We start from the raw sequence: 16,354 nt of genomic DNA, 5'->3' as shown, positions 1-16,354 counted from the left end.
CGGCCCCGCACCGCGCTACCGGACCGGCAGCGCGGTTCCGGTAGCGGGCCGAGCCCCGCCCAGCCGCAGCCCCGAGCAGGCCGCCGACGGGGCGGCCGCACCACGCCCGAGCCGGGGTCAGCCGAGCAGGTCGCGGTGGCGCAGGCCGGCCAGGCCCGCCGCGCACAGCCCCATCGCCACGGCCGTGAGCACCACCAGCGTGGTGGTGCCGGGCGTGCCGAAGAACGGCAGTACATGGCCGAACGGCGAGAACGCCAGGAACAACCAGTCGGGCCACCCCAGGTGCTGCCCGAATTCCACGGTGAGCGCGACGATCAGCGCGCCGTAGGCCGCGAACGGCGCGGCACGCCCCGCGAGACCGCAAGCCGCCATGGCGATCCCCACCATCACCCACACGGCCGGGATGAGGCGGGCGGTGATCGCGACGAGGGCGCCCGGCCCGCCCGCGGCTCCCGTGCCCAGGCACAGGCCCACCACGACCAGCAGCACAGCGGGCGCGGCCAGTGCCACTGCCAGGTGCCCGGCGGCCCAGCGCAGCCTGGAGACAGGTGCGGCCAGGAGCATGGCGGCGTGCCCGTCGGCCTCCTCCGCCCGGATCCGCAGTACGACCTGGATCGAGTACAGCGTGATCGGGAAGACGGTGGTGAAGGCGATGTAGACGAACAGCACATCGGCCGGCTGCGCCGACTTCATCGCCGCGGCCCACTGCGCCATCTGGGCACTGTTGGCGTACTGTGCCATGCCGGCGGTACCGATCAGGCCGGACGGCAGGCAGATGGCGGCAGTTCCCGCCACCCACACCAGCACCATCGCCCGGTGCAGCCGCCAGGCCAGCCCGAACGGACCACTCAGCCCGCGCGGCGCGGCGCTGCGCCCCGGGCGCGCCGCCAGCAGGCCCGACCCGAGGTCGCGGCGCTCGGCCAGCGCGAACGCCACCCGCACCAAGACCGCGGCCAAGGCCGCCACCAGCAGGAACGGCCACCAGCGGTCGCCGGCGAACGGTTGGGTGCGCTGCAGCCAGCCGTTCGGTGTCAGCCACCCCAACCAGGCCAGCCCCGGCCCGCCGAGGTCGGAGATGCCGCGGACGAAGTGCAGCGCGGTGAACAGGGCGAACGCACCGATGACGGCCGCGCGCGGAGCGGCCGTCAGCTGAGCCGCCACCGCAGCCATCGCCGCCGAAACGCAGACCGCGCTGCCGACCACCAGGCCGAAGACCAGCGATCCGACGGTGGGCATTCCGGCGGCCACCATGGTCGCGCTGGTGAGCACGGCCAGCAGCGCGCCGGCGGCGAACACCGCGGCCAGAGCCGCGGACAGCGGGGCATGGCGACCCACCGCCGTGGAGGCCACCAGCTCGCGCCGGCCGGCCTGCTCGTCGGTACGGGTGTGCCGCACCACGAAGACCACCGCCCCGAGCGCCGCGATCAGGGTCGCGGCACCGAACGACTCCTGCACCAGCAGGGCGTTGATGCCGGTGCCGTAGGCGGGCCCCTGGAACAGCAGGTACATCGGGACCTCGGCCATGACCTGGTCGTAGCGCGCCTGGCGGGCCGCGGCGGTCGGGTACATCGCCTCGTAGGTGCCGCCGACCCGGGCGGCGGCCACCGCCCAGCTCAGCAGCAGCCACACCGCGAGCAGGGCCCGGTCGCGCCGCAGCAGCACCCGGGTGAGCATGCCGGTTCCCGCCAGGGACCCGCCGGTTGCGGCGCCGCCGGCTCGCGGCGCGAGCGCGGGCGCGGGCGCGCTCATCGGGCGACCGCCCCGCGGTCCCCGCTCCGGTCGGCCGGGGCGTCCTGGTAGTGGCGCAGGAACAGTTCTTCGAGCGCGGGCGGCTGCACGGTGATGTCGGCGATCCCCAGCGAGTGGAGGTGTGCCAGGACCTCGCCGATGTGGGCGGTGTCGACCTGGCAGCGCACGTGATGGCCTTCGGTGTGCAGGCCGTATACCCCGGCCATGCCGCTCAGCCCGGCCGGTGCGGCCGCGAGTTCCGCCGAGACCGAGGACCGCGTGAGGTGGCGCAGCTCGGAGAGGGAACCGGCCTCGACCGTGCGGCCGTCGCGGACGATGGTCACCCGGTCGCACACCGCCTCAACCTCGCCGAGGATGTGGCTGGAGAGCAGGACGGTGCGGCCTTTGGCGCGCTCCTCGGCGATGCACTCGCGAAAGACCGCCTCCATCAGCGGGTCCAGCCCCGAGGTCGGTTCGTCGAGCAGCAGGAGTTCGGTGTCGGCGGCCAGCGCCGCGATGAGCGCCACCTTCTGCCGGTTGCCGGTGGAGTAGGTGCGGCACTTCTTGCCCGGGTCGAGGCCGAACCGCTGCACGAGTTGGTCGCGGCGCCGTTGGTCGGCTCCGCCGCGCAGCCGCCCCAGCAGATCGATCACCTCGCCGCCGGTGAGCGTGGGCCACAGGGCGACGTCGCCGGGCACGTAGGCCAGGCGGCGGTGCAGTTCGACCGCCCGGTGCCAGGGGTCCTCGCCGAGCAGCCGCACCGTGCCGGCCTCCGGGCGGATCAGGCCGAGCAGGGTCCGCAGCGCGGTGGATTTCCCCGCCCCGTTGGGCCCGAGGAACCCGTGCACCTCGCCCGGTTGGACGGTCATGTCCAGGCCGTCCAGGGCACGTGTGGTCCCGAAGGTCTTCACCAGTCCTGCGATGTCAATGGTCGCGGTCATCGTCGGCTCCGTTCTGCCGTGGCGCGGTGCCTTGCTGGTAGGTGTGCGCCGCGTCGCGGACGGCCGTACCGGTGTCGGAGGCCGCGAACTCGGCGATGGAGGTGTAGACGTCGAACATCGCCAGGCCGATACGCGCGGTGTTCTCGGCGGCCAGCACGTCGGCGCCCATGCGGCGCGAGAGGTGCTCGTGCAGCACGATGGTCGCCTGGTGCATCGCGGTCATCACCGCGGCGGCGTCGCGGGTGCGGTCGGAGCCGGGCGGGAAACGCTCGGGCCAGGTGCGGCTCAGGAACGCCTCGGCGGTAGCGGCCCCGTTGTCGAAGAACGTCGCGGCCGAAGAGGTCCCCTCAACCATGGCGCGGGCGATGTAGCGCAGGATCAGCGGGCTGTGCCGGAACATCCCAGCGAGGAAGTCGGAGTCGGCGATCTCGCCGCCGGTCACACCCAGGCCGTCGAGGCTGGCCAGGGTTTCGGCGGCGTAGGTATCGCAGGCTTGCCGCAGGTCGTCCTTTGCCCCGAAATGATGCTGGACCAGCCCGATCGAGACGCCCGCGGACTCGGCGATGCCCTTGAGTGTCGCCCCGGAGTACCCGCGTTCGGCGAACTGCGCGAGCGCGGCGTCCCTGATGCGCGCCCGGGCGGTGAGATCCTCCGGCGGCCGGTCGCCGGACCTGGATACTGGAAACATATATTAGAGACTATATGTACTTATTGCCCATTGTCCATGTCGTATTGCGAGAGTGGAGGACGCTCACCGGGCCTGCGGACCGCGCTCCCGGACCCGCTGCCGGCGGCGCGGAGCTTGCGCTAGCAGCAGGCCTGCGACAACGGCCGCGAGGACGGCGGTCACCGGCCCGAGCGCGGCAGTCGGCACCGACGGGACGTAGGAGCCGCAGACGTTGGCGATGGCGTGCACGATGATGACCGCGGCGACACTGCCCCCGGCCCCGTTGTGGATCCAGACCCAGAGGATCCGGCCGCCGATGGCGCTCAGCGCCCCCAGCGCGATCAGCAGCGGCGGCTGGCCGCTGGCGAGGATCGAGGGGATGTGCCAGACCCACCACACGGTGCCCACGATCAGGGCGGCGCCCAGCGGTCCCCACCGCCGCTGGAGCGGAGCGGTGGCGTATCCGGTCCAGCCCAGCTCTTCTCCGGCGGCCGCGGCGAGGAACGCCGCCGGCAGCAGCAGCATCGCCGCGGCAGGTAGGTGCGGTTGGGCCGGCAGCTCAACCCCGAACAACGCCATGAGTCCGTAGGTGATCAGCAGGATCACCGGTCCGAGCAGGATGATCGGCACGTACCAGCGCTTTTGGCCGATGCGTCCGAGGTCGGCGGCCCGTTTCAGCAGCCTGCGCGCCCCCGGCGCACCCTCCTGCCGGAAGGTGAGGATCAGGGCCGCCGCGAGCGGCACGAAAGCCAGCGCCGCGTCGAACACCGGCATGTTCTTCGGAGTGCCCGCGACGTGCACCAGCCGGCCGATTCCGTAGACGGGCAGCGACAGCGCCGCTGTCAGCAGGAAAAACGCCCACGGCGCCCCCGAGGCGCCCTCGGTATCGCCTCGCCGCTCGCGCGGGCCGGTCATGTCAGGGCCGCTGCGGCCGGTGCTGGTCATGGCGGCCATGATCGCGACCGCGCGGCCTCTCGGGCCTCCCCCCGCAGAGTGGCCGGCACCCCCCGCGCGGGGGAGCCGGGGCGCCGCGGCCGCCGCCCGGCGGATCAGCCGCCGTGCCTCTCGGGCTCCGGAGCACCGGCGGGCTTCGGGTTTCTGCATCCGCTCGGAAGAAGCGGACGCAACCTGGCCGCTTCGCTTGCCATGGTTGGCCACGCGCGGTCGACCGCCGAACCGCCGACGCCGCCGATGCCGGCTGTGCGGTCCGGCCGCGAGCGCCCGGAAACGACCAACGAGCAGGCAAGGAACAAACCATGTCCGTAACGACCACGACCCACCTGAATTTCCGCGGCGATGCCCGGGCGGCCCTGGAGCTCTACCAGTCCGTGTTCGGCGGGGACCTTGCCGCCATCACCTACAAGGACGCCGGTGCCGCCCAGGACGAGGCAACGGCCGACCAGGTGATGTGGGGCCAGGTGCTCGCCGGGAACGGCTTCCACGTCATGGCCTACGACGTGCCCCCGAACATGGGTTACGACCAGGGCGAGAACTCCGTTTTCGTCTCCGTGCGCGGCGAGACCGCTGAGGAGATCACCGGTTACTGGGAGAAGCTGTCGGCCGGGGCCACCGTGGTCGTCCCGATGGGCCCGGCCGCCTGGGCCCCCGCCTACGGGATGCTGCGGGACCGCTTCGGTGTCGTCTGGGTGCTGGACGTCGCGAGCGAGTACAACGGCTGAGCCCGTCCGGGCGGGCGGGGAGAGGCGTGCAGGCCCCTCCCCGCCCGCCTGCCCATGCCATCCCCGCAAGGCGCCGCGCGCCCCCCGATCATCGAAGGGAACAACCACCATGCAACTGCGTCTCCTCGGCCGCACCGGAATCCGGGTCAGTCCCTACTGCCTCGGCACCATGATGTTCGGTGCCGTGGGAAACAAGGACCACGGCGCCTGCGCCCGGATCGTCCACCGGGCGCTCGACTCCGGAATCAACTTCATCGACACGGCCGACGTGTACTCCTACAGCGAGACCGAGGAGATCGTCGGCAAAGCCCTGAAGGGGCGCCGCGACGATGTCGTGCTGGCCACCAAGGTCAACGGCCGGATGGGCGACGACCCCAACCGGGCGGGCAGCTCGCGGCGCTGGATCATCACCGAGGTCGAGAACTCGCTGCGGCGGCTGGGGACCGACCACATCGACCTGTACCAGGTCCACCACCCCGACCCGGACACCGACATCGAGGAGACGCTCTCCGCGCTGACCGATCTGGTGCGCAGCGGCAAGGTCCGCGCCATCGGGTCGTCGAACCTTCCGGCCGCGGAGATCGTCGAGGCGCAATGGGTCGCCGACCGGCGCGGGCTGCAGCGTTTCCGCACCGAACAGCCGCACTACTCGATCCTCAACCGCGGCATTGAACGCGAGATCCTGCCCACCTGCCGGCACTTCGGCATGGGGGCGCTGGTGTGGAGCCCGCTGGCGATGGGTCTGCTGACCGGCCGGTACCGCAAGGGCGGGTCGGCGCCGCAGAACCCGCGGATGCACTGGGTGCCCAGGCACCTGACCGACGAGCGCAAGCTCGACGCCGTCGAACAGCTCATCCCGCTGGCCGACGAGGCCGGCCTGTCGCTGACCCATCTGGCGCTGGCCTTTGCCATCGCCCATCCCGGCGTCACCTCGGCCATTATCGGGCCGCGCACCACGGAGCAGCTTGAGGACCTGCTCGCCGGAGCCGGAACCGTCCTCGGCGACGAGATCCTCGACCGGATCGACCGGATCGTGGCACCGGGAACCGACCTCGGCCCGATCGACGTGTCCCACGCCCCGCAGGCCCTCACCCGGGCGGACCTGCGCCGGCGGCCGGCCGGTGAACGCGCCGCGGTGTGACCGTGCCGGGCCAGGCCCGGCACGACCCGCCCGCGCCGCAAGTGACACTGCGTCACGCCACCGCGTGGACGAATGTCACGGCTCAGCGGTGACGCGGCCGCACTGCCGGACGAGCGCGTCGGCGGCTGGAATGGCTCCATGCCTTCCACATCGGTCATCGACGTCGCAGACCTCAACGTCAAGTACGGCGGATTCCACGCCGTCCGGGACTTGTCCTTCCAGGTCGGGGAGGGTGAGTTCTACGCTCTGCTCGGTACGAACGGGGCCGGCAAAACCTCCACTCTGGAGGTGGTCGAAGGCCACCGGACCGCCACATCGGGCACCGTGCGCGTCTTCGGGCAGAGCCCGCGCAACCGGCGCGCCGTGCGGCCCAGGATGGGCATCATGCTGCAGGAGAGCGGGTTCTCCCCGGACCTGACAGTGCGCGAATCGGTCCGGCTGATCGGCAGGCTCACCAAGCGTGCGGACACGGTCGACCGGGTGCTCGGAGTCGTCGACCTCACCGCGAAGGCCGGCACCAAGGTCTCCCAGCTCTCCGGCGGCGAGAAGCGGCGCCTGGACTTCGCCACCGCCGTGTACGGCACGCCGGAACTGGTCTTTCTGGACGAGCCCACCACCGGCTTGGACATCCGGTCGCGGGACGCGCTCTGGGCCGCCGTGGACAGGCTGCGCGAGGACGGATCCACCATCGTGCTGACCACGCACTACCTGGAAGAGGCCCAGCAGCGCGCCGACCGCATCGGGCTCATGCACAACGGAGCCTTCCATCAGGAGGGCACCGTCGCCGACCTGACCCGGGCCCTGCCGGCCGAGATCCGCTTCTCCCTGCCGCCCTCCGCTCCGGCGCCACCGGTGCCGGCCGCGCGCAAGAGCGACGGGACGTTCCTCATCGAAACCTTCGACCTGCAGCCGGACCTGCACATGCTGCTCCAGTGGGCGCAGGACCACGCCGTTGAGCTGCAGGAGCTCGCAGCCGGCCCGACCGGCCTCGACGACGTTTTCCGCTCCATCGCCGGCGACTAGGGCGCCGCGTCGGAGATCAAGGCCCCCTTCGAAGGAAGCCCGCCCGGGCAAGCCCGCGCAGCCACTCCGGGGATCCCGTCCGGAACCGGAACGTTCCGGGCCGAATGTTAAAGGACCGCCTCATGCTTTCGATCGCGCGCAGCGAGCTGATCCAGCTCTTCCGGAACCGGTTGGTTCTGGTCACCATGCTGCTTGTTCCCGCGGCATCCAGCGCGGGTTACATCTACCTGCACCAAGCCGTCCCTGCCATCGGCGAGCTCTACAGCACCGGATCCGTCGCGGCGATCCTGGCGTTCCTCGTCGTGGCCGTGGGGCTCTACGCCACCGCGGTGACCACGCTCGCCACTCGCCGGCAGAGCCTGTTCCTCAAGCGGCTGCGCTCCACTGCGGCGGGCGACGCAGGAATCCTCACGGGCCTGCTGCTTCCGATCACCGCCATCACACTCGTTCAGGTGGCGGTGATCCTGGGCGTGCTGGCCGCGGTCGGCGGCGGGCCGGCGAACCCGTTCCTGCTGGTGTCGGCGGTTGCCGCGGCGATGGCCATGATGCTCGGCCTGGGGTTGGCCACCGCCGGTCTGACGAATTCGCCCGACCACGCCCAAGTGACCACGCTGCCCATCATGGTCGGCACGCTCGCCGTGGCGGGCTGGGTGGCGTTCACGGGCACCGAAGACCTCACCGTGCTCAAGCGGCTGCTCCCCGGGGGCTCAGCCGCCGAGGCGGTCGCCGCAGCCTGGGCGGGCGGTGGGTCGGTGGCGGACTCCCTGGTTCTCCTGGCGCCCACCCTGGGCTGGGTGGTCGTCGCCATCGCGGCGGCCGTGCAACTCTTCGGCTGGGAGCCGCGCCGGTAACGGAACGGGGCACGGTCCGGGGCTCCGGCACGGGCAGGCGGGACCGCCGAGGCGACCGCGGCCGAAGGCGACGTCCAGACGGTGCTGACCTCGGCGGAGCGTTGGACGTACCGTGCGACCCTTGACGCGATCCGGAAGCGCTTCGACGCCGAGGTCCCCGGGCTCCGCACCGCGGTCCGCGCCGCAGTCATGGCGACCGGTAAGGGCGCGCCGGCCTGACCGGGGCGAGCGGGCGGCTGCGGTGCGGCGCAGGCCGGTCGGGCCGGCGGTTCAAGGACGCCGGCGGTGTCCTCGTGGCCCTGGCCGCGGCGGCGGTGCTCTCTGTGCTCTCGGCCCGCCCCGTGCCGTCGGCGGGGTGGAGCAGGTCCAGCAGGCCGAGCAGGTGCCGCAGGTCGGCGATGGCGCGCCGGCCGGTTTCGCTGACAGCGGTCAGGCTCTGGTCGAGGCGGTCGGGCGCGGCGGCCAGGTACCGCGCCGACTCGGCCTGCACCACCATCGCGGTCACGTTGTGGGCCACCCCGTCGTGCAGCTCCCGGGCGATGCGGGTGCGTTCGGCCGTGCGATCCGCCGCTGCGGCGCGGCTGCGTTCGGCCTGCGCGGCGCGGGCCGAGGAGGGCAGCCGCGACCCGATGCCCCACGCGAGGGCGAGCGCCAGATAGTAGGACGCCACCGCGCCCGGCGGCCGGCCCCGGAAGAGCCCGACCGCCGGAGGCACGCTCGCCGCGGTGAAAAGGAGCAGCAGTCGCGAGGGGAGGCCCCGGGCCGCGGCGCCGAGCCGGCGCCGCGGCTTCAGGAGCCGTCGGCGGCGGGTCATCGGGGCTGCGCGGTCGTGGTGCCGGCGTTCTCGGTGTTCCCGGTGCGCCGGGGGAAGGGCACCAGGCGCCCGCGCCGGTGGGCCAGCCACAGGAACACCATGGTCGCCAGCAGGCAGAACGCGATCGAGTACAGGCTGCCCTCCGGGCCGAAGCCGCCGCCGGTGATGAGTGCCGGGCCCGACATCCAGGAGTCCACCAGCCCCTGAGCCGTGTTGTTGCCCGAAACCTCGGTGCTGAAGATGGCGGAGCCGGCGAGGTTCCAGCCCAGGTGCAGGCCGATCGGCAGCCACAGGCTGCGAGTGGCGATGTAGGCGGCGGTGAGCATGCCGCCGGCCTCGATGGCGATGGCGATGGCGCCCCACAGGCTGGCGTTGGGGTTGGGCAGGTGCATCAGGCCGAACAGCACGCCGGTGAGCACCAGCGCGATCCACGTTCCCGTGCGCTGCTCGACGATCCGGAACAGCACACCGCGGAAGATCAGCTCCTCGGTCACGGCGGCGGCGCTCATCATGCCCAGCAGGCCCACCGCCCCCGGAACCGAGCCCGGCCCGTCGACCCCGTAGTACCCGAGGAAGAAGATGTTGACGATGACCAGCGCGAACAGCGCGAGGCCGATGAAGGTGCCCAGCCCGGTGGCGGACACGGCGCCCTTGCCGGCGAGTTCCGCGACCGGCCGCTTCTCCGTACGGCCCACCACCCACCGGTATACCGGCACCGAGACCGCGGCGGTAAGGACGCCGATGGCGAAAACCAGCCACGGGTTGCCTTCAACGAGGGTTATCGCGTTGCCGCCGATGAAGGCGATCGCTATAAGGGCCAGGAGCTGCCAGAGCACTCTCATGATGTTCTCCGTGTCGGGGAAGCGGCGGGGTGTTGCGTATGAGGGAAACGCTACGGATCCGGAGATGGCCCAGTCGTCACCGTGCAGTGGATACCTGCAGGTAGCTCGCACGGGGGACACCGCCGGGGGACGGCGCCCCCATCCGCGGGGCGCCGCGGCAGGCCGGGCGCCGGCCGGCCCGCGCCCGGGCCCGGCACCGCCCCGCTCGCCGCCTGCTCCATCGCCCGCACATGCGGCTGCGCGGCACGGGTGTCCCCTCTGCGAGCCACATGCGGGTGTCCACGCCGCGGTGACGATTCCCGAGCGCCGAATCCGTAGTGTTCACCACATCGGCAAAAGGCCCCGAAACGGCAGCAGGGTAACCGTTCCCCTCGCCTTGTAAAAGGTGCCGGATTCCCCTGCGCCGCCCAGTCGTTCCGCTTTTATAACCGCCCCCCGTATTACCGCCCCGACTTTCATATTCGGAGATAGCCATGTTCCGCACCACCGCTGTTGTGACCGCAGTGTTCGCCGCCGTGACCCTCTCCGGCTGCGGAGAGCTTCCCCCGGAGGCCGAGGAGCAGCTCGACAGCCTCGAAACGTTCGACCCCATGGCGGAGTTCGGCGGCGAACCGGACTTCACCGGGACCAAGAAGTTCGAGATCGACGGCCGGTCGGTGAACGTGTCCTGCTCCGGTGCTCCGGTCGAGGGCCGGCCGGTGGTCTTCCTCCTGCACGGGGGAGGCGACAGCGTAAAGAAACTGGCCGACTTCCAAAAGACCCTGGGCAAGGACGAGCGCGTCTGCTCCTACGACCGGCTCGGCGCCGGCGCCAGCGACAAGCCCGGCGGCCCGCAGACCCTCGAAAGCACCGGGGAGGTGCTGACCGGCGTCATCGACCGGGTCGCCGGCGACTCTCCGGTCGTGCTGGCCGGCCACTCGCTGGGCGGGGTGATCGCCGGCCGGTACGCCCCCGACCACCAGGACCGGGTCGCCGGCCTGGTCCTGATGGACGCCACCTCGCCGACCCAGCAGGCCGACCTCACCGAGGAGATCCCCGAGTCGGCCACCGGCCCGGCGGCCGACCTGCGCGACCAAACCCTGGCGGCCCTCGCCGGTGAGGGCCCGGAGCAGCTGGAAGTCCCCGACGGCGAGGTCCGTTCCGCCGGCGACATCCCGGTGGAGGTCATCCAGCACGGCGTGCAGTACCTCGCCGAGGTGCCCGAGTACGGGCCCGGTCTGGAGGAAGCATGGACCGAAGGCCAGAACAACTGGCTCAAGCTCTCCGGCCGCAGCAACCTGACCACCGCCGAGGAAAGCGGCCACCACATCTACGTCGACCAGCCCGACCTGGCCGCCGAGAAGGTCCGCGACGTGGTCTCCGCGGCCGCGGAGGGATAGCGGCGGTCGAACCGGGCCCGGCCCGGCCGCGGGGCCGGGCCGACGCGGTGACGGCGGTCGGCGCCGGCCGGGCAGTGGCCCGGTCGGCGCCGACCCTTTTTGCATGCGCGTGCCTGCGGCGGCGAACCGCTGAACAGTCAGGCAGCCGGGTGGTCGATCGCCGGGGAGGCGGCGGTTGCGTGCCAGGACCGATCCCCATGCGGACCGCCCATCGGCACGGGTCCGGTGGAAGTCGTGCTCCCGCTCGCAAGAACCGCGGAAACGGCGGCCGGTCATGGAACGGCCATGCGGTGACCAAGCGATGATCTTGTACGGGGATTACACAATCGGCTGCAATTTTCTGCGATGGACCCGAACGCTCCGGCGACCGCATTCTGAACCTGAAACCCAGCTCGGCGGTATTCAGAAGCGGGGTACGTCGATGAAGCATTTGCCAGCGATCGTGATCGGCTGCGGCGGCCTTGGCTCCGCCGCGCTGTACCGGCTCTCGCGCAGACTCGGCTCCGGAGTGCTCGGCATCGAGCAATTCCGGCTCGGCCACGAGCGCGGCGCCTCCCAAGACCATTCCCGCATTATCCGGCTCGCCCAGCACCAGCGCCCGTACGCGCAGTTGGCACACGCCGCCTACACCGCGTGGCGCGAGGTCGAGGACGCCGCTCGGCAGCAGCTCGTCACGACCACGGGCGGGCTGGTCATCGAGGATGCGGAACAACGCAAGGACCTCGACACCGGCACCCGCAACATCGAGGGCTACCTGCGGCTCTTCACGGAGTTCGGTGTCGCCCACGAACTCCTGGAACCCGCTGAGTTGATGCGGCGCTGGCCGCAGTTCCGGCTCAGCGGCGGCGAACGCGCCCTGTACCAGCGCGATTCCGGCATCGTGGACGCCCGGAAGGCCAACGCGGTCCACGCGGCGCTCGCCCGCGGTAACGGCGCCCGGATCGCCGAGAACACCCCCGTCCGGTCGCTGCACCCGACCCCGGCCGGGATCGAGGTGCACACCGGCGACGAGACCTACCTGGCCGATCGGGTGGTGGTGGCGGGCGACGCCTGGACCAACCTACTGCTCGCCGGCTGCGGGGTCCAACTGCCGCTGACGGTCACCCAGGAACAGGTGACCTACTACGCCACGGCCAACCTGCGGGAGTTCGCCCCGGAGAACTTCCCGGTCTTCATGTGGCACGGCGACCACAACTTCTACGGCTTCCCGGTCTACGGCGAGGTCGCGACCAAACTGGGCCAGCACATGGGCGGCCCCGAGGTCACCGCCGACACCAGGACCTTTGCCCCCGACCCGCAGCGGCGCGAGCGGTACCTGGCCTTCCTGCAACGGCACATCCCCGGTTTCATCGGGCCGGAGCTCTACACCAAGACCTGCCTCTACACCGTCCCGCCCGATCAGCACTTCGTGCTCGGCGCCCTCCCGGCCGACCCGCGGGTCGTGGTCGCGGTCGGGGCGGGCCACGCCTACAAGTTCGCCGCGCTGATCGGCACGATTCTCGCCGAACTCGCCCTCGACGGCGCCTCCTCGCATCCCATCGACGCTTTCTCCCTCACCCGTCCGGCCCTCACCGACCGGACGTTCCAGAAGGCACTGCACGTTTGAGCCGATCCGCACGAAGGGAGCCGGACATGACCACCACCGAGGGCATCGGCGCCTACGGCGCGCCGGCCCCGCAGCCGACCGCCGCGGCGGCCTTCACCGACGAACGCACATACCAGAGTTCGCGCGTTCCGGTGGACTTCGCCACCACGCTCATTCCCGCGGCCTACACGTCCGCGGAGTTCTTCGCCATCGAGCGCGAGCGGGTCTTCGCGGCGAGCTGGATCGCCGTGGGCACCACCTGCCAGGTCGCGGCGCCCGGACAGGTGATCCTCGCCGAAGTGGCCGGGCGCCCGCTCCTGGTCACCCGCAACAAGCAGGGCGAACTGCGCGCGTTCCACAATGTCTGCCGCCACCGGGCCACCAAGCTGCTCGACGGCGCCTGCAGCGTCGAGCGCACCCGGAAGATCCGCTGCCCGTACCACAGCTGGACCTACGACCTGGACGGCAACTGCCTGGGCACACCGCTGTTCGAAGGCTCGGACATCCCACCGGACCAGCAGGGCGTGTTCGACATGTCCGACACCAAGGGCTTCGACCGCGCCGACTACGGGCTGCTCCCGGTGCGCGTCGACTCCTGGGGCTTCCTCGTCTTCGTCAACCTCGACCCGCAGGCCGCACCGCTGAGCCGCCAGCTCGGCGATCTGCCCGAGCGCTTGGCCGAGCACCGGCTACCCGAGTGGCGCGCCATGCGCAGGCGCAGCTACGACGTGGCGGCCAACTACAAGCTCATCGGCGAGAACTTCATGGAGTACTACCACCTGCCGTGGGTGCATCCCGAACTCATCAAGGTGTCCCGCCTCGCCGACCACTACCGCTGGCAGGGCCCCGGAATGTACACGGGCATGTGCACCTCCCCGATATCCCGCGATACCGAGGACGGCGGCTGGGGCGGCCTGCCCCCGATGGACGGGCTCAGCGCTGAAAACGCCGCCGCGGGCCGCTTCGTCTGGCTGTTCCCGAACACCGCGATCGTCGTCCTGCCCAACCACGCCTTCGTCCTGTTCAGCCGCCCCGAATCGCCCGGCCGCACCGTTGAGGAGGCGGTCATCCTCGCCCATCCCGACTCGGTGAGCGGCGATGGCGCGCAGGAAGGACTGGACCGGCTCGAACACTTCTGGGACCTGGTGAACCGGCAGGACCTTGAGATCGTCGAGCGGGTCCAGCAGGGCATCGCGAGCCCGGCCTACCCGGGCGGGCGCATGTGCTACCGCTTCGAGGAGCCGCTGCACCGCTTCCAGAACATGGTCATCGACCGGATGATCGGTGTCGACCGCGTCCCGGAGGGCGACGCAGCGGCGATGACTCCGATGTTCGCGACCGGCAATGAGTGAGCGCGGCGGGTTCCTGCGCGGCGATCTCCCGCGCGGCGAGCTGTTCCTCGGCGGCGGGTGGGCCCCGGCCCGCTCCGGCGCCACCTTCGAGGTCCTCGACCCGGCCACCGAGGAGACCGTCACCCGGGTGGCGCGCGGCGGGCCGCAGGACATCGACGAAGCCGTCCGGGCGGCGCGGGCCGCCTTCGACGGGCACTGCCGCCGCATGGCGCCGGCGGAGCGGGCCGGGCTGCTCACCCGCACCGCGCGGATCCTGGAGTCCCGTGCCGAGGAGTTCGCCCGCCTGGAAACCCGCGACACCGGCAAACCGCTCACGCTCTCCCGGGGCGAGATCCGCGGCTGCGTGCGGTACTTTGACTACTACGCCGGCGCCGCCGACAAGATCCAGGGCGAGACCGTGCCCCTCGGGCCGGACCACCTGGACTACACCATCCGCGAACCGCTCGGGGTGACCGCGCACATCACCCCGTGGAACGCACCGCTGTCCATGGTCTGCCGGAGCCTGGCACCGGCGCTGGCCGCCGGCAACACCGCCGTGGTCAAACCCGCCGAGCAGGCCCCGCTGACCGCGCTGGCGCTCGCCGAGGTCCTCGGGCAGGCGGGTTGGCCCGCCGGCGCGTACAACGCCGTCACCGGCTTCGGCGGCGAGGCAGGGGCGGCCCTCAGCGGTCATCCCGGCATCGACTCGCTGACCTTCACCGGTTCGGTACCCACCGGCCGGGCCGTGCTGCAGGCGGCCGGCGAGCACATCACCCCGGTGGTGCTCGAACTCGGCGGCAAATCCCCGCAGCTCGTGTTCAGCGACGCCGACCTCGACCGCGCGGCCGATGAGGTCGCCAAGGGCGTCTTCACCAACGCCGGGCAGTACTGCGACGCGGGTTCGCGCCTGCTCGTCCACGCCGCAGTACGCGAACCGCTGGTGGAACGCCTGACGGCACGGATCAAGGGGCTGCGCGTAGGCCCCGGCATGGACGACCCCGACATGGGGCCGCTGATTTCGGCGGAACAGCGCGACCGCGTCCTCGACCACATCGAAGCGGCCAGGTCCGCGGGCGCGCACGCGGTCACCGGGACCGCGGACCTCCAGGCTCCTCAGCATCTTCAGGTCCCTGACAAGGGATACTTCGTCGCCCCGACCGTTCTGGACTGCGTGCAACCGGACATGCGGGTGGCGCGGGAGGAGGTCTTCGGGCCGGTGCTGGCCGTGCTGGAGTTCGGCAGCGATGAGGAGGCCGCCGAGCTCGCCGACGCCACCGAGTACGGCCTGGCCGCGGGCATCCACACCCGCGACGTGGACCGCGCGCTGCGCTTTGCGCGGGACGTCGGGGCGGGCTACGTCATGGTCAACGAGTACTTCTCGGGCGGCGCCGAAAGCCCGTTCGGGGGCTCCAAACACAGCGGCTACGGCCGCGAGCGGGGTCTCGCCGCGCTGGACAACTACACCCGGCTCCGCAATGTCGTCGTGCGCATCCGCGGCGGGTGAGTGGGCGGTACCGGTTGGGAAAAGTCTGATAAACCAACCTTGAACGAGTGAACCACCGGCCGGTGGTTCACTCGTTCTAATGTGCTGATTGGATGATTCATTTACGGGTGACCGGGTGACCGGGTGACCGGGTGACCGGGTGATCCGCCCGGCGGCGGGGCACTTGGCAACGAGGACCATCGGCGGCGGCAATGGTCGGCTGTGCGGCCTTGTGGTCTGCCGGGCGGCGGGTGGTCTGCCGATAAAAGCGGTACCAAAGGCGGCGGGGCGGCCCGGGTCGGCGGGCACATGTCCGTTATTTCGGGTTCCGGGGTTGCGGTTTGCGATGGCGATGCAGAAATGCCCATCTCAGCTTCAATATTCGGGTATTTCTGTATGATCATCAGTGCGCCGGGTGGTGGAATTCGTAATTCTTGGGGTTTGTCCGAATCGTCACAAGTTGCTGCAGCGCACAGGTGCGGTGATAATGAATTTCCTGTCGGGTGGACGGGACTGCAGTCCTGTTGGAAATTCAAAATCGCGGAGTTTGCATGAACCGGGCCGATCGCACCGCAGCGGATATTCGGGCCGCAATGATCGGCTCCGTCGCACGGCGCACCGGATCCGACCCTGACACCGTGGATCCCCGGCAACCGTTCTTCGCGCTCGGCCTCACCTCGCGCGACGCCGCCGCCCTCTGCGGCGAGCTCGAAACGCGCCTGGGCGTGCCCGTCCCACCGCTGCTGCCCTGGCGCTACCCGGACATCGACTCCCTGGCCGAGCATCTCGCCGCCCATCCCGCCCCATGCGACCCGGCCGACGCGCCGGAGACACCGCCGGAGACACCGCCAACGACATCCGGCACATGCGACACCGCCCCCGAGTGACCA

Annotated in this window: 15 protein-coding genes; 9 read left to right on the top strand and 6 right to left on the bottom strand. The window is 71.2% G+C overall.

What is annotated here, in order from left to right; genetic code table 11:
- Positions 1–117: 117 nt before the first annotated feature.
- The 4 genes from ACYVD5_RS06280 to ACYVD5_RS06265 all read right to left on the bottom strand — a co-directional run bounded on the left by ACYVD5_RS06280 (position 118) and on the right by ACYVD5_RS06265 (position 4,281).
- Positions 118–1,749 carry an ABC transporter permease gene (locus ACYVD5_RS06280; protein ID WP_460999952.1) on the bottom strand — a complete coding sequence of 544 codons (1,632 nt, stop codon included), beginning with the start codon at positions 1,747–1,749 and terminating at the stop codon, positions 118–120.
- Positions 1,746–2,669, bottom strand: a complete 924-nt coding sequence (locus ACYVD5_RS06275; RefSeq protein ID WP_460999951.1) for an ABC transporter ATP-binding protein — start codon at positions 2,667–2,669, stop codon at positions 1,746–1,748. Before ACYVD5_RS06275 ends, ACYVD5_RS06280 begins: the two co-directional genes overlap by 4 nt.
- Positions 2,653–3,357, bottom strand: a complete 705-nt coding sequence (locus ACYVD5_RS06270; protein ID WP_460999950.1) for a TetR/AcrR family transcriptional regulator — start codon at positions 3,355–3,357, stop codon at positions 2,653–2,655. The genes ACYVD5_RS06275 and ACYVD5_RS06270 overlap by 17 nt, the downstream gene beginning before the upstream one ends.
- Before the next feature lie 63 nt (positions 3,358–3,420).
- Complete coding sequence (locus ACYVD5_RS06265; RefSeq protein WP_460999949.1) at positions 3,421–4,281, bottom strand: CPBP family intramembrane glutamic endopeptidase; 861 nt, start codon at positions 4,279–4,281, stop codon at positions 3,421–3,423.
- A 311-nt stretch (positions 4,282–4,592) separates the two neighbouring features.
- Here ACYVD5_RS06265 and ACYVD5_RS06260 point away from each other — a divergent pair, with 311 nt between their 5' ends.
- The 4 genes from ACYVD5_RS06260 (at position 4,593) to ACYVD5_RS06245 (ending at position 8,030) form a co-directional block, all read left to right on the top strand.
- Positions 4,593–5,015: a VOC family protein gene (locus ACYVD5_RS06260; protein ID WP_460999948.1), complete on the top strand. Its 423-nt coding sequence runs from the start codon at positions 4,593–4,595 to the stop codon at positions 5,013–5,015.
- 109 nt (positions 5,016–5,124) lie between these two features.
- Positions 5,125–6,156: an aldo/keto reductase gene (locus ACYVD5_RS06255; protein ID WP_460999947.1), complete on the top strand. Its 1,032-nt coding sequence runs from the start codon at positions 5,125–5,127 to the stop codon at positions 6,154–6,156.
- 138 nt (positions 6,157–6,294) lie between these two features.
- Complete coding sequence (locus tag ACYVD5_RS06250) at positions 6,295–7,179, top strand: ABC transporter ATP-binding protein (protein ID WP_460999946.1); 885 nt, start codon at positions 6,295–6,297, stop codon at positions 7,177–7,179.
- A gap of 122 nt (positions 7,180–7,301) precedes the next feature.
- Positions 7,302–8,030 (top strand): ABC transporter permease, encoded by a 729-nt coding sequence (locus ACYVD5_RS06245; RefSeq protein ID WP_460999945.1) that lies wholly within the window; start codon positions 7,302–7,304, stop codon positions 8,028–8,030.
- A gap of 187 nt (positions 8,031–8,217) precedes the next feature.
- On the opposite strand, the gene ACYVD5_RS06240 is transcribed toward ACYVD5_RS06245, so the two are convergent.
- Positions 8,218–8,745, bottom strand: coding sequence for a histidine kinase (locus ACYVD5_RS06240; protein ID WP_460999944.1), 528 nt, complete (start codon positions 8,743–8,745; stop codon positions 8,218–8,220).
- 95 nt (positions 8,746–8,840) lie between these two features.
- Positions 8,841–9,686: a lysostaphin resistance A-like protein gene (locus tag ACYVD5_RS06235; RefSeq protein ID WP_460999943.1), complete on the bottom strand. Its 846-nt coding sequence runs from the start codon at positions 9,684–9,686 to the stop codon at positions 8,841–8,843.
- Between the two features lie 473 nt (positions 9,687–10,159).
- On the opposite strand from ACYVD5_RS06235, the gene ACYVD5_RS06230 reads away from it, so the two are divergent.
- The 5 genes from ACYVD5_RS06230 (at position 10,160) to ACYVD5_RS06210 (ending at position 16,351) form a co-directional block, all read left to right on the top strand.
- The gene (locus tag ACYVD5_RS06230) at positions 10,160–11,065 is read left to right on the top strand and encodes an alpha/beta fold hydrolase (RefSeq protein ID WP_460999942.1); all 906 of its coding nucleotides are present in this window, start codon (positions 10,160–10,162) and stop codon (positions 11,063–11,065) included.
- A gap of 421 nt (positions 11,066–11,486) precedes the next feature.
- On the top strand, positions 11,487–12,671 hold the full coding sequence (gene solA / locus ACYVD5_RS06225; RefSeq protein ID WP_460999941.1) for an N-methyl-L-tryptophan oxidase: 1,185 nt from the start codon (positions 11,487–11,489) through the stop codon (positions 12,669–12,671).
- A gap of 26 nt (positions 12,672–12,697) precedes the next feature.
- Positions 12,698–14,002, top strand: coding sequence for an aromatic ring-hydroxylating oxygenase subunit alpha (locus ACYVD5_RS06220; RefSeq protein ID WP_460999940.1), 1,305 nt, complete (start codon positions 12,698–12,700; stop codon positions 14,000–14,002).
- Positions 13,995–15,485 (top strand): aldehyde dehydrogenase family protein, encoded by a 1,491-nt coding sequence (locus ACYVD5_RS06215; RefSeq protein WP_460999939.1) that lies wholly within the window; start codon positions 13,995–13,997, stop codon positions 15,483–15,485. Before ACYVD5_RS06220 ends, ACYVD5_RS06215 begins: the two co-directional genes overlap by 8 nt.
- Positions 15,486–16,057: 572 nt before the next feature.
- Positions 16,058–16,351: an acyl carrier protein gene (locus ACYVD5_RS06210; protein ID WP_460999938.1), complete on the top strand. Its 294-nt coding sequence runs from the start codon at positions 16,058–16,060 to the stop codon at positions 16,349–16,351.
- Positions 16,352–16,354: the final 3 nt, after the last annotated feature.

Source organism: Streptomonospora sediminis (assembly GCF_054778995.1).
The sequence above is the reverse complement of the archived record's forward strand: the minus strand, read 5'-3'. Positions and strand labels throughout refer to the sequence as shown.

Coding starts and splice junctions, on each gene's coding strand:
- ACYVD5_RS06280 (WP_460999952.1), bottom strand. CDS start 1,749: ATGAGCGCGCCCGCGCCCGCGCTCGCGCCGCGAGCCGGCGGCGCCGCA.
- ACYVD5_RS06275 (WP_460999951.1), bottom strand. CDS start 2,669: ATGACCGCGACCATTGACATCGCAGGACTGGTGAAGACCTTCGGGACC.
- ACYVD5_RS06270 (WP_460999950.1), bottom strand. CDS start 3,357: ATGTTTCCAGTATCCAGGTCCGGCGACCGGCCGCCGGAGGATCTCACC.
- ACYVD5_RS06265 (WP_460999949.1), bottom strand. CDS start 4,281: ATGACCAGCACCGGCCGCAGCGGCCCTGACATGACCGGCCCGCGCGAG.
- ACYVD5_RS06260 (WP_460999948.1), top strand. CDS start 4,593: ATGTCCGTAACGACCACGACCCACCTGAATTTCCGCGGCGATGCCCGG.
- ACYVD5_RS06255 (WP_460999947.1), top strand. CDS start 5,125: ATGCAACTGCGTCTCCTCGGCCGCACCGGAATCCGGGTCAGTCCCTAC.
- ACYVD5_RS06250 (WP_460999946.1), top strand. CDS start 6,295: ATGCCTTCCACATCGGTCATCGACGTCGCAGACCTCAACGTCAAGTAC.
- ACYVD5_RS06245 (WP_460999945.1), top strand. CDS start 7,302: ATGCTTTCGATCGCGCGCAGCGAGCTGATCCAGCTCTTCCGGAACCGG.
- ACYVD5_RS06235 (WP_460999943.1), bottom strand. CDS start 9,686: ATGAGAGTGCTCTGGCAGCTCCTGGCCCTTATAGCGATCGCCTTCATC.
- ACYVD5_RS06230 (WP_460999942.1), top strand. CDS start 10,160: ATGTTCCGCACCACCGCTGTTGTGACCGCAGTGTTCGCCGCCGTGACC.
- solA (WP_460999941.1), top strand. CDS start 11,487: ATGAAGCATTTGCCAGCGATCGTGATCGGCTGCGGCGGCCTTGGCTCC.
- ACYVD5_RS06220 (WP_460999940.1), top strand. CDS start 12,698: ATGACCACCACCGAGGGCATCGGCGCCTACGGCGCGCCGGCCCCGCAG.
- ACYVD5_RS06215 (WP_460999939.1), top strand. CDS start 13,995: ATGAGTGAGCGCGGCGGGTTCCTGCGCGGCGATCTCCCGCGCGGCGAG.
- ACYVD5_RS06210 (WP_460999938.1), top strand. CDS start 16,058: ATGATCGGCTCCGTCGCACGGCGCACCGGATCCGACCCTGACACCGTG.